The organism is Roseibacillus persicicus, assembly GCF_014651675.1.
Taxonomy (GTDB): domain Bacteria; phylum Verrucomicrobiota; class Verrucomicrobiia; order Verrucomicrobiales; family Akkermansiaceae; genus Roseibacillus; species Roseibacillus persicicus.
This window is the reverse complement of record NZ_BMXI01000003.1, coordinates 65921-78454: the sequence shown is the minus strand read 5'-3', so window position 1 is coordinate 78454 and position 12534 is coordinate 65921. Positions and strand designations below refer to the sequence as shown.

Sequence of the window (12534 nt, the reverse complement as noted above, 5' to 3'; positions counted from 1 at the left end):
TCGCGGTGCCGCCTATTTGAGAAAACGCAGGTCTCCATCCCGTCGGGTCAGTCCCTTGGCGTCGAGATGTTCCAAAAGAGGCATCGCAACCCGTCGCGAGGTGTTGAGAAGCTGTCGGAGGTCGGAGGCCGTGGCGGACTCGTGGGTCGCGAGGTGACTGCGGACGAGCTCGGAGGCGGCGTCGACGGAGTCAGCATGCACCACCGTCTTCTCGTCCAAGGAGACGACTTGGCCGACGCGGATGAGAAAGGCGAGAGCCCGCTGGGCGGCGGGAGTGGGGGCGAGCTCTTTCTTGTTGGGTGCGTTGAGTTGTTCGGTGGTGAGGACCTTGAGGATGTCCTTGGCCTCTTTTTTCAATTCCGGCGGAATGTCGGTCTGGTGGGAAAGGGCTTTTAGGTATTCACCCTCGTTCTGAATGTCTTTTTCCCGCAGGGCGGCGAGGAGATTGTCGAAGAGGTCGTGCTGGGCGAATTCGCGCGCAAAGTCATTGCGCAGGGTCTGGAGCTGGATGCCGGGGAGGTCGGGGTTGGTCTGGTGATAGTCGTTCACTGCGGCGATGGCTCGCTGCAGGATGTCCTCCCACCAAGCGGCATCGATGTGGCCCTGGTCGAGACGGGCGATCTGTTTCTTTCCGCTCAGGTCTTTTAGCGCGTTCTTGTATGAGCGGTTGGAGAAAGGGAAGTTCTGGGGGGCGGGCTTGGCGGGCAGGTAGCGGTGCTTGTGGATGAGGTAGGTGAGAAAGGCCTCGGGGGTTTCCGCCTCGGAAAGCGCGCGCAACTGGACCTGATGATCTTCTTTCCCCAAATGCCGCCGCGAGCCGTGGGCATCGAGGACGCGTGCCCCTGCGAGGGTGGCTTCGCCTGACCAGTCGCGCACCACGATGCGGTCGTTGGCGAAAACGAAGAGAGCCTCGTCGAGCCGAATCTGGGCGAGCCCGCTCTGGCCCGGAAGCAGTTCTCCATCTAACAGCCGGACGCGTCCATTGACCCGACCGGAGCCGTAGTGGAGGCGAATCTTCTGGTTGTTCTTCACCGGACGCTCGCTGCCCGGTTGACTGGGGATGGGGCGGGGCAGTCGGGTGAGAATGACGTCGATGGTATCCGAGGGGGTCCCCGCCTCGGGTAAAGTGAGAATCTGTCCGCGCTTGACCCCGCGTTCTTTCCGCGAGTCCAGCGCGACATCGGGGATGTTGACCGCAGTTCGCATTCCCGGGCGTGCGTGTTCAATGCTCTTGCTATGGTTTTGAATCGCACGGACATGAACGGCGTGGCCCTGTGGCTGCAGCACGACCTTGTCCCCGGTGGAAAGACCTCCGCGCGACAGGGTGCCGGTGACGATGGTGCCCATGCCTTTGACCGAAAAGGCGCGGTCGACGGGCAGGCAAGGAACGCCGAGATCTTCGGGTTCGGGGGACTCGGTTAGGGCGGTTGCGATCGCTGTCCGCAATTCGTCGAGGCCCTCGCCAGTGTGGGAGGAAACCGGGAGAATTGGGCATTCTTCGAAAGGGCTGCCCACCAGAGAGTCTCGCACGAATTCGAGGGCGAACTCGGGATCCTCCGCGATGTCGATCTTGGTCAGGGCAATGATGGCGCGGGTCATGCCGAGGTAGGAAAGGATGTGCAGGTGTTCCTCGGACTGCGGCATCCAACCATCGTCTGCGGCCACCACGATGAGGGCGAGGTCGAGAGCTCCGACCCCGGCGACCATGTTGTTGACGAAATCCGCGTGACCGGGCACGTCGACAACTCCGACTTGCAGGTCTTGTCCCTCGGGTCCGGTGAGGCCGAGGTGGGCAAAGCCGAGCTCGATGGTGACTCCGCGTTTTTGTTCCTCGGGCAGGCGGTCGGGATTGGTTCCGGTGAGGGCCTGGACCAAGGAAGACTTTCCATGGTCAATGTGGCCGGCGGTTCCGAGGATGAAGTTCATGCGCTCCTGACCGTCCGCGAATCAGGCACGGGATTCAAGCGGGATATGGAAAGAACGAGACGGTATTTTTTCGACGCTGGGTCGTAGAGAATTCTCAGGAGTTAGTCTCAGCCTCTTTGAGGACCGCGACGATGCGGGCTTTCTCGAAGTCGAAGGAGGTCATTTCCACCTGCACCTCGGCACCGGGCTTCAGCTGAGGGCGAAGGGGCAGGCCAGCTTTGGCCAAATGCCCAAGGGTGATCTTGCCATTGCGCAGCGCCAGATAGACGGTCCGTTCATCTCGTTCTTCGGTGACGGTGGCGGTGGTGACGATGGGTTCGGTAGGCATGGTGCGGAGGTTTTTTGCCCTATCATCCAAGGGTTGGCAACTTCCTCTTTTTGGCGGGTGAGCCAGTTGCCGGCCTTTCCTGAGTCGGTCTGGATTGTTTGGAAATCGCCGTTCTTCTCTGCGGTTTCAGAAAGTAGAAGTGTGATGAAAACGAAGCTCCTGTCTCTCCTGCTGATGACTCAAACGGTTTTTGCCATCGATCTTGAGCGGGGCGAGAGCGAAACCCTGGAGGGCGTCGGCAACCTGACTCACCCTGAATTTACAGGGAACATTCTCCAGGACAAATTGATTCCCTTTGAGATTAAAGACTCATTGGGTGAGGTCATCTTGACTGGGAACTATCACTCACGAGTGTTTCGTTCCAATTCCACGGGCAAGCTCGTCTTCGCTGGACGAGTCCGCGATACGAGCAATCCCGACGGGACGTTCGGTTGGGTGACACACGTGAGATTGCAGGGCTTCGGCTTTGTGGATGTCGATGCGGAAGCGGCGCTCGATTCGGCTTCCGCAGGGAGTGTGAGGGCGTCCCGGGCCAGTCGAAATGTTGCTGGAGATGTGCTGAGTTATACCATTGGACCGGGGTTGTTGAATCCACCGGACGAGAGCACCTTCTTCTTTGCCGGCACGCAGGCGGAGAGTTACACGGAGGATGGCAGGGTGACGATCTTTGCCTCCAACGACTTTGGCGGAAATAGTTTCTCGGTGGAGTTGGAAGGCACTCTGGTTCCGGTAAAACCTCCACTGTGTTTGGAATTGGGGGAGCGTTTTTTCTTCGAGACTTCTTACTACTATCCCATCGACGTCACGGGAGTGGCCAAGGGTGTGCAGCTGCGGGTGGAGACAAGTCCTGACCTCACAGCCGAATCGTGGAGTCTCACCAGCGAGCCTCTTCGCACCGTGACGGGTGAGATCACCCGTGCCTATGGAGAGGTCTACGGAGACTATGACGGTAAGCAGTTCTTTCGGGTGGTCTGTTCGCTTCCCGAGGAGGGCCGGTAAGAAAAGTGGTGCATGCGCAAAGCTCGCCCAATAGAGTGAAGCCGCAATGTCCTATATCATGGTTGATGTCGAATCCGATGGTCCCATTCCGGGGGATTATTCGATGATTTGCTTCGGAGCAGTTGTTGTGGAGGATGGTTTGGCGCGGAGTTTCTACGGACAATTGCGGCCCATCTCCGACCAGTTCATTGCCGATGCCCTGGCGGTGTCGGGCTTTTCCCGGGAAGAGACCTTGGCCTTTCCCGAGCCCCAGGAGGTGATGGAGTCTTTTGCCAAATGGCTTGGAGAGGTTGGCTCGGACCGCTTGATGTTTGTCTCAGACAACAACGGGTTCGACTGGCAGTTTATCAATTGGTATTTCCATCACTTCACAGGCTGCAATCCTTTTGGTTTTTCCTCCACCAACTTGGGTAGTCTTTATAAAGGTCTGGTGCAGGATACATTCAAAAACTTCAAGCACCTGCGCAAGACCAAGCACACCCACCATCCCGTGGACGATGCCAAGGGGAACGCCGAGGCTTTGCTCGCGATGAAGGAAGAAATGGGCTTGCGAATTCGCCTCTAAGTCGGGCGGTTCGAACATTCTGCTTGTTTCGCCAAGGAGGCTCCTTTATCCGTTTTCCCGAACCGAAACATCATGAACATCTATCACTCCATTTTGGACCGAGTTTTCTGCCCGACAGAAAACAGCGCCAGGTAGTGATTTTCCAATTTCCCTCCAGCGCTCCAACACCCCTCGCGGACCGCTGATTGACGATACTGAATTTTTCCGGCCCGCTCCCCAACAGCGGGCCTTTTTATTGATTCTCAACTCTTTCAGCACCATGCCAGCAGACCCGGAAAAATCCGAAGACCGACAATCGCAAACACCCCAAGCCTTGCTGTGGGATTTGATGCGTGGCTATCGGGGAAAGTATGCTTGGGCCATCGCGGCGCTCTTCGTCTTCACCGCCATCAACTACCTGCCTCCTCTGATTGCGAGTGCGGCGATCGACCATGCCTTGTCGACGGAACCAAAAGACGGGGTTCTCACCAACCAAATCACCGCGCTGATGGGGGGCGCGGACTTCATCCGCGAGCACCTTTGGTTGCCTGCCTTGCTGATGGTCGGGCTGACGATTCTGGCGGGTGGGTTCAGTTACCTCAAGGGACGGTTGGCGGCGCAGGCTTCCGACGGGTTGGCGCGGGGGCTGAAGGACCGGCTCTACGACCACTTGCAGCGTCTGCCTCTTCGCTATCACGACCGCGCGGAGACTGGAGACTTGATTCAGCGCTGCACCTCCGATGTGGAGACGCTGCGACTGGCGTTGGCCTCGCAGGTAGTGGAGGTGAGCAATGCCATCCTCCTGCTCTTTACCGCCCTGCCAATCATGATTCTGTTAGACGGGTGGATGACTCTGGTGTCCTTTGCTTTGATCCTGCCACTTATTGTTTTCGGCTACTTCTATGTCGGGAAAGTGAAGCACCTTTTCCAAGAAGTGGCGGAGGCCGAGGGTGAGGTGACGAGGGTGGTGCAGGAGAATCTAACAGGCCTTCGCGTGGTGCGTGCTTTTTCGCGGGCCAAGTTCGAGAACGAGAAATTCGCGGTGCCCAATCAGGAGTATCGCGACCGGAGCTTGAGGCTTCTGCGGCTGATGTCGTTCTATTGGTCGACCTCGGATCTGTTCGTTCTCTTCCAGCAGGGAATCACCCTTTTCACGGGCATTTATTTCATCTCGCAGGGGACTCTGACGGTGGGGACGCTCTTTGCCTTCATCATGTTCCTCAACATGCTGCTGTGGCCTGTTAGACAGATGGGGCGGACCTTGACCGAGTTGGGCAAGTGCACGGTGGCTCTTTCCCGCATCGGGGAAATTCTCTCGGTGAAAGAGGAGTCCTCGCCCGCGAAGCCAGTCACCCCCGATGGGCGGGCGCAGGGTGCGATCGAGGTGGAGGGCTTGTCCTTTGGCCATGGTGAGGACGAACCCACGCTGCGCGATGTGAGCTTTTCGGTTCGGGCGGGGGAGACCCTGGCCATCGTGGGACCTTCGGGTTCGGGGAAGACCACTTTGATGAATCTTCTTCTCCGCCTCTACGATTATGAGACCGGGAGTATTCGCCTGGATGGCAACGAGCTCTCCGACTTGGATCGGCGGTGGGTGCGATCCCAGTTCAGCATCGTGATGCAGGAGCCCTTTTTGTATTCCAAATCGGTGGCCGAGAACATTCGGCTCGCGCGACCAAGTGCCCTCGACGAAGACATCCATGATGCGGCGCGCCTGGCCGATATTCACGATACCATTCTGAACTTCACCGACGGTTACGACACCTTGGTGGGGGAAAGAGGGGTGACCCTTTCCGGTGGTCAGCGGCAGCGGGGCACCCTGGCGCGGGCAATTCTGCAGGATGCTCCCATTCTCTTGTTAGATGACGCGCTCAGTGCGGTGGATGCGGAAACCGAAGCCTCGATTCTCGCGGCCCTGCGGCAGCGTCACGGGACGCGCACCAGCATTGTCATCGCGCATCGTCTCTCGACCTTGGCCCATGCCGATCGGGTGATCGTGCTGGAGGAAGGGCGAATCACTCAAAGCGGGACCCACGCGGAACTCATCGCCGCCGATGGGCTCTACCGGCGTCTCTGGACCATCCAAAATGCCACCGGAGAAGAATTGTTAGAAAAAGGAATCTCATGAAAAACGAACCTGAAGAAGACGTCTTCAGTGAGCGTCTCGATCTGAAGCTCTGGGGCCGGGTCTTTCGCCACGCGTTTCCCTACAAGCGCCTGCTCATTCCGCTCGCGATCTCGGCGGTAGCCATTGCGGTGGTGGATGCCAGCTTTGCCCTCGTGACCCGTTGGGCGGTGGACGACGTGGTTGCGGCCTCGGGTTCGGTAGCCCTGGGACCACAGATTGCCACTTATATCTTTTTGACCTTTGCCTTGGGGATTGGAGTGTGGATTTTCATCAACGCGGCGGGTGGCTTGGCCAATAACATGAGCCACGATATCCGGCGCGAGTGTTTCAAGCGGATTCAGGAGCTGGAGTTCGCTTACTTCGATCACCGGCCCACGGGCTGGCTAATCTCGCGATTGACCTCGGACTGCGACAAGCTTTCGCGAATCATCGCGTGGGGAAGTCTGGACCTGGTATGGGCCTTCTGTCTGGTGATTATTATCTCCATCATTTTGTTAGCTCTGAACCCCTTGTTAGGGTTGATGGTGCTTTCGGTGCTGCCTCCGCTCATCTTTGTGAGTTCCTACTTTCAGAAAAAGCTTCTCCTGAGCTCGCGCGACACCCGCAAATACAACTCCCTAATCACGGCCTCCTTTGCGGAAGCCTTGCAAGGTCTGCGAACCAGCAAGGCGCTGGTGCGGGAGGAGGCGAACTTGCGCGAGTTCGAAGGGCTTTCCACCAAGATGTATCAGTCCTCGATGCAGAATGCGCTGCAGTCGGCCATCTACATTCCCATCGTGCTCACCATTGGCAGCATCGCTGCCGGGATCGCCTTGTGGCGGGGCGGAGCAGGGGTGCAGGCGGAGACTTTGTCGCTGGGAACTCTGGTGGCCTTCATTTTCTATGCCGGGCAATTCTTCAACCCCATCAACCAAATCGCGCAAGTGCTCGTTCAGATGCAGGGAGCGCAGGCGGCCGGGGAGCGGGTGTTGAGCTTGCTCGATACCGTGCCGGGAATTGCCGACAGCGAGGCGGTGCAAGCTCGCATCGCCAAGCATCAGCAGGCAGGCGACGATTCAGACGGCCTGGCCCCCGATGGAGGGCGACAGGACTTTGAGACTCTCGAGTTTCGCGACGTGGGGTTTTCCTACACCGATGGCGAGACGGTGTTGGAGGGATTCAACCTCGTGGTGAAGGCGGGTGAAACCATCGCGCTAGTCGGGGCAAGCGGTGGAGGAAAAAGCACCATCGTCAATTTGGCCGCGCGCTTCTACGAGCCGACCCAAGGAGCGATTCTCCTGAACGGGGAAGACCTGCGCGACCGGAGTCTGGACTGGTATCAATCGAATCTGGGAGTGGTTCTGCAAGGTCCGCATCTCTTCAGCGGATCGGTGCGCGAGAATATCCGCTACGGGCGCTTGGAAGCCACCGATGCCGAGGTTGCAGAAGCCGCGGCGAGAGTGAATGCCCATCAATTCATCACCGAGCTAGAAGAAGGCTACGACACCGATGTAGGGGAGGGCGGTAACCGTCTTTCCACCGGGCAAAAGCAACTGGTTTCCTTCGCCCGGGCCCTCTTGGCCAATCCAAAGCTTTTCATCATGGACGAGGCGACTTCCTCGATTGATACCGAGACCGAGAAGTTGATTCAGGATGGTTTGCAGTCGATTTTCGAAGGGCGAATCAGCTTCGTGATTGCCCACCGCCTCTCAACGATTCGCACGGCGGATCGAATTCTGGTGATTGAGAAAGGGAAAATTCTTGAAAGCGGCACCCACTCCGAACTCATCGCCCGGAAGGAGCATTACTACGCGCTCTACACCCAGCAGTTCAGCCAAGAGCAGGTGGGAATGAGCGTTTAGGAGTTTGTGTCGAGGCCGCTACTTTGCGGCGCTGATTTGCACTTCCTTAACGCCCCACAGCTTGTCCCCGATGAAGAGTTGCGCTTCCATGAAGCCGGTTCCTTCGGCGAGTTCAATGTCCTCGAGGGTGACGCGTGCGGGGACTTTGTCGTAGCTGTTTTCAAGCACTTGGTCTTGCCAGATGAATTTGATTTTGGCCGCTTTGCCAAGATGGTTTTTCTGCGGGATGATGGTCACGTCGAAGCGTTCGATTTCGCCAGGATTGGTCATCATCCAACGTCCGTAGGCCGTGGGGCGCCAGTTGGCGTCGGGCCCGAACCAGCATTGCCAGGTGAAGCGGTAGTCTTGCTTCTGAACGGGGTCCAGGATGTAGGGGGAGGGCGTTCCTCCGGTGCGCTGCAGATCGGCGGTGACCTCATCGAACCACTGTTCATATTCGGTCACAAACTCAGTCACCATCTCGGGGTGCTCTTGGGCGATGTTGTTTTCTTCGCCGGGGTCTTTCTCGATGTCATAGAGTTCGAACTTCGGGTTCTTCGGCACCTCCTGAAATCCCTTTCCGATGCCCTGCACCACTTTGAAGGGCCCCTTGCGAACCATGAAGTTGCGATACTTTTGCGGCACGTTGGCACGGTTGTGCTGCATGAAGAGATAGCGCTCGGGCAGGGATTCCGTTTCTCCGGTGAGCAAAGGCAGGATGCTCTTTCCATCCAGCTTGAGTGCGTCGGGTAGTTCGATTCCGCAGGCCTCGGCCAAGGTGGGCAGGAGGTCGATGTGCATCGCGGGATCCGTGAGTTTGCGACCGCCTTTCATCGCTTCTGGCCAGCGAATGACGAAGGGAGAGCGAAAGCCATTCTCGTAGACGCTGCCCTTATTATCCCTCAGGCCGGCGGTGTAGTAGACCGAGTTGGGTCCGTTGTCCGACATGAAGATAACGATGGTGTTCTCCGCGAGCTCCATTTCGTCCAGCGCATCTAACAGCCGTTGAAAAGCCCCGTCGAATTGAGTGAGCATCCCGTAGATTTTCGCCGTCCATTGCCGTTTGCCTTTGTCGCGAACTCCTTGGGACTCGTAAGGCTCGAGGAACTCTGCATCGACGTCAAATGGTGAGTGCGGGATGTTGAGTGGCAGGTAGCAAAAGAAGGGTTTTTCGCGGTTGTTAGAAATGAAGTCGATAGATTCGTCGATGAAGACATCGGTGCAGTAGCCCTCGGCCTTCTTAAAGGAGTCGTTGTAGAGCAGGGTCGGATCCCAATAGGTATTGCCCGGGTAATCAGCGAACTGACCAATTCCTCCGCCGCCGTGCACCACGACCTTTTGGAAGCCTTGGTCCTGTGCTCGCATGGGGTAGTTTTCGCCCAAATGCCACTTGCCAAAGATTCCGGTTTGATAGCCCGCGTCGGCAAAGATTTCCGCGATGGTGGTTTCCTCGGGATTCATGTTGGACCTCCCGATGTAGGTGTCGTGGGCCCCGGTGCGGAAGTGATAACGCCCCGTCATCAGGGAGGAGCGAGTGGGGGTGCACATGGGGGACACATAGAAGTGCACCAGCTCCGTTCCTTCCTTGGCGAAGCGATCGAGGTTGGGCGTTTGGAGGACTTTATTGCCATGAAATCCAACTTCGCCATATCCCTGATCGTCGGTCATCAGCAGGACAATATTGGGTTGCTTGCCCCGCTCCGCGCCAAAGGAAGAGCAGGAAAGGACAGCGAGTAAGGCGATGGGAAGGAGTTTCATGGAATGATTCAGAGTCAGGGTGGGAAAGTATCCCGTAGCTTACTCACTCAAGCGAGTCTGACTATCACGATTTAGGGTGAGGAAGTTGCCCTCTCGTTTCACCCTCAAGCCGCCTTCTTCAGTTGGCACTTCGCACATTGGGCACACTGGCCGCCGCAGCACTTCTTCTTGTTCTTCGGAGGGCGGACGGATTCGTCGATACGGCGCTTGAGCCCGGTGGTCTTCAACACAAATTTTTCAATGCGGGCGAAGAAGTCGACGCCATCTAACAGAGGGTTGAGCCAATCGGTGACGGTGCAGTAGCTGCGGTCCTTGGGGTCGGTGTGGTGGGTGGCGTGGCCGCGGGGGCTTTGCAGGATCTTGGCCTTGTGGAGAAAGGTGATCACTTTGCCGTTCTCGCGGGGTGAGCGGTGGGCCCAGCAGTGAATCTCGTTGGTCACGCCACCAATGAGCGCGGCCAGGGCCCATGTCCAATGGAACCAACCGAGAAGCGAAATGACCGCAAGCACGCTGCCAGACAGGACCAAGGTCGCGGCGTTGCGTTTCCAGAAATTGGACTTCGTAAAGTGGCGCGGCTCGAAGTGATGGCGGATGTTGGGCTCGATGATCCATTTGCCGACTATCGGCCACTTTTTACTCCCGTAGGAGTCTTCCAGCCAATGGACGATGCCGGAGACAAAGTCGACCGCGAGAATAACGCCGATTGTTTGCAGCACAATCAGCCCGACTTCCAAAATGAGGTTTGCGTTCATCACTGCGAAGACTGCCTCTGATTCGAAAATCAGGGAAATTGACTAATTTTGAGCGTTCATCGATTCAATCAATGAAAAGCGGGGTTGAATTCGGAGGGAGAATGACCATCGGGGCGTTTGCGGGGGGATGGGGTTTAGGATAGAAGGCAATTATGAAATCCAAGTTGTCGCTCTTCTTGCCCCTCGTTTTCGTCCTCGGTCTTGCCGTTGTGGTGAGCTGTTCCTCCAGTGGGAGCAAGGGAGGGATGGGGATTGGGAAGAGTTCCCGGCAGCGTCTGGCCATTGCCTTGTTAGAAAGTCCCCGCGCGCAATTCGCCAACTATCACGTCAGCGGACGTCGCGACAATGCCACCGCTTTGGACAACATGAAGCAGACTGCGGCAGGAGTTCCCGCCGCCCGCAGCTCCTACGGCACGGCCCCCGGGGGATATGTTCAGTTGCATCCCGAGATGCTGCGCGCGATGAAGATTCTCACCGACAAAGGCTACTCGTTTCACGTCACCTCCATTGCGGGTAGTTCGCACAGTTCTCGCTCGCGTCACTACTTGGGCACCGCCTTTGACATTAACAAAGTGAACGGCGTTCCCGTTCGTTCTGGCTCACCCTATTGGCGCGAGGTGATTCGTATTTGCGAGGGCTTGGGAGCTACCGAGACCCTTGGGCCTGGCGACCGTGGTCATAGCACCCACATTCACGTTGCCTGGCCTCGTCCTCCCGGGATGTAGACCTGGTTTTTAACTCACAAAAAAAGCGAAGCCGCAGTCCTGCAGCTTCGCTTTTTTGTTTTGAGTCTCGGAGCTTTCCCGAATCGTTCTTTACTCTTCCTCCGCTTTTTCAGCTTCCTGTCCTTCTTCGATCATCCGCTTGATGTCTTCCTCGCTAATGGCGCTGAGGGCATCTGAATTGTTGGAATCAGGCGCGGCTTCTTCTTGCTCCTTGTCCTCCGCTTTGGGTGCGGGGGGGATGGCGATGGGTGGAGTGACCGCGGAGGTCGGGGCCTTGGGTGTCGGAGCAGGCGTGGCTGGAGATGCAGGGGCCTCGCCAATTTGCTGGCTCTGATTCGGGGCCATGGGGCCTTCGTATTTGGGAGTTGGTGCAATGGCTTCGGTCTTGCTCACAGCTTGCGCGATTTGCGAGAACTCCAGATTGACCGCCGACATGGTGTAGTCGGGAAGGAGGAAGTAGCGGTCGGCGAAGGCCTGCTCCTTCTCGAGCTTGCTCTTCAGTTCCTTCTGACGCGCGGCGAAGGCTTCTTCAGCCTTCTTGGCGTCCTCCTCGCTTTCTCCCTCAACCTTTTCCCGTTCGGTAGGCAGGTCGGCGGTGACGGTGACTTTGGCGATAAAGTCTACTGGGGCACCCGGGCTGATGGGGTCGTCTTCTGTAGGCTTTGCAGGCGCGTAGTCGATCTCGTACTTGAACCCTTCGAAGGTCTCGATCGTCAGCTGACGCGCCTTGTCTCCATTGCGGCGTTTGTCGCCTTCTTCGGCGGATAAGACATCTTCGAACTGAGGGCTCGAGAGCACATTCTTCAGCGGAGTCAGCTTGTCGTTATCGGGCTCATAGCTGGCAGGCAGGTTGTCGACAGTGAAATCCGAGCCAGCGTTCTCGCGGGAGACACTCCAGCTCTTGAACTTTTCGTCATTGGCCGATGCCATTGCGATGGACTCGATGCCATTGATTTGGATAAAGCCGCTTTCGAGCCAGTCCGCGGGATTGGCGCTGAGGTCGTAGAAGCCCTCGTTGACGGCATAGACCGAAGACGGTTCGTTACCGAGGCGAACATACTTGCCTGCGGAGCCTCCTCCAGTGGGGGAGTCCGTGGCAGTGCTCTTACCAATGGAGAGGGACTTCAGTTCCTTGCCATCTGCTCCCAGGAAGGTGATTTGGTAACCGTGGTCTTCCTGGTTGGCGGCCTCGCCGTCCATTCCGAAGCGGGCATTGAAGGCCGGACCGGCCTGACGACTCTGCGCCACCGATGCCTCGGTCAGTGACCGGAGCAGGCGGGTCAAGCGGGCGAAGTCCGCCTCGTATCCATCACGCTCCACGACCGACCACTGGGTCTTGTCGTTCTTGATCGTGACGGAGTCATCGGCGCCTTCGATCTTGATGGAGCTGACTTTGTTGAGGGGCAGGTCCTTCAGGATTGCGTCACCTGTTGCCAGTGAGGTCGGGCTCTTTTGCTCTTTGCCTTCGTTGAATAAGACCAAGATGGTCAAGACCGCGAGAAGTCCGGCGATGGACCAGAGGATGGTTACTAATCGTTTGCTCATGAGTAAACT

10 protein-coding genes are annotated in these 12534 nt (G+C 57.5%); 5 read left to right on the top strand and 5 right to left on the bottom strand.

The genetic code is table 11. From position 1 onward, the window contains the following. Positions 1 to 12: 12 nt before the first annotated feature. Positions 13 to 1926, bottom strand: coding sequence for a selenocysteine-specific translation elongation factor (gene selB / locus IE099_RS04320; protein WP_189567679.1), 1914 nt, complete (start codon positions 1924 to 1926; stop codon positions 13 to 15). 94 nt (positions 1927 to 2020) lie between these two features. Continuing rightward, entirely contained in the window at positions 2021 to 2254 is a 234-nt protein-coding gene (locus IE099_RS04315; RefSeq protein ID WP_189567677.1) for a hypothetical protein, read from the bottom strand. 144 nt (positions 2255 to 2398) lie between these two features. Between IE099_RS04315 and IE099_RS04310 the strand changes: the two genes are divergently transcribed. From IE099_RS04310 to IE099_RS04295, 4 genes are all read left to right on the top strand, one after another. Then, positions 2399 to 3253, top strand: a complete 855-nt coding sequence (locus tag IE099_RS04310) for a hypothetical protein (protein WP_189567675.1) — start codon at positions 2399 to 2401, stop codon at positions 3251 to 3253. Between the two features lie 46 nt (positions 3254 to 3299). Continuing rightward, on the top strand, positions 3300 to 3818 hold the full coding sequence (locus IE099_RS04305; RefSeq protein ID WP_189567674.1) for an exonuclease domain-containing protein: 519 nt from the start codon (positions 3300 to 3302) through the stop codon (positions 3816 to 3818). A gap of 259 nt (positions 3819 to 4077) precedes the next feature. Continuing rightward, positions 4078 to 5925 carry an ABC transporter ATP-binding protein gene (locus IE099_RS04300; RefSeq protein WP_229809381.1) on the top strand — a complete coding sequence of 616 codons (1848 nt, stop codon included), beginning with the start codon at positions 4078 to 4080 and terminating at the stop codon, positions 5923 to 5925. After that, complete coding sequence (locus tag IE099_RS04295; protein ID WP_189567673.1) at positions 5922 to 7766, top strand: ABC transporter ATP-binding protein; 1845 nt, start codon at positions 5922 to 5924, stop codon at positions 7764 to 7766. Before IE099_RS04300 ends, IE099_RS04295 begins: the two co-directional genes overlap by 4 nt. A gap of 18 nt (positions 7767 to 7784) precedes the next feature. Here IE099_RS04295 and IE099_RS04290 read toward each other — a convergent pair whose 3' ends face one another. Both IE099_RS04290 and IE099_RS04285 read right to left on the bottom strand, forming a co-directional pair. Then, positions 7785 to 9503 (bottom strand): arylsulfatase, encoded by a 1719-nt coding sequence (locus IE099_RS04290; protein ID WP_189567672.1) that lies wholly within the window; start codon positions 9501 to 9503, stop codon positions 7785 to 7787. 104 nt (positions 9504 to 9607) lie between these two features. Continuing rightward, entirely contained in the window at positions 9608 to 10255 is a 648-nt protein-coding gene (locus tag IE099_RS04285) for a fatty acid desaturase CarF family protein (protein ID WP_189567671.1), read from the bottom strand. A gap of 152 nt (positions 10256 to 10407) precedes the next feature. On the opposite strand from IE099_RS04285, the gene IE099_RS04280 reads away from it, so the two are divergent. Next, positions 10408 to 10980, top strand: coding sequence for a hypothetical protein (locus IE099_RS04280; protein ID WP_189567670.1), 573 nt, complete (start codon positions 10408 to 10410; stop codon positions 10978 to 10980). Between the two features lie 90 nt (positions 10981 to 11070). On the opposite strand, the gene IE099_RS04275 is transcribed toward IE099_RS04280, so the two are convergent. After that, positions 11071 to 12525 (bottom strand): DUF4340 domain-containing protein, encoded by a 1455-nt coding sequence (locus tag IE099_RS04275; RefSeq protein WP_189568147.1) that lies wholly within the window; start codon positions 12523 to 12525, stop codon positions 11071 to 11073. Between the last annotated feature and the right edge of the window lie 9 nt (positions 12526 to 12534).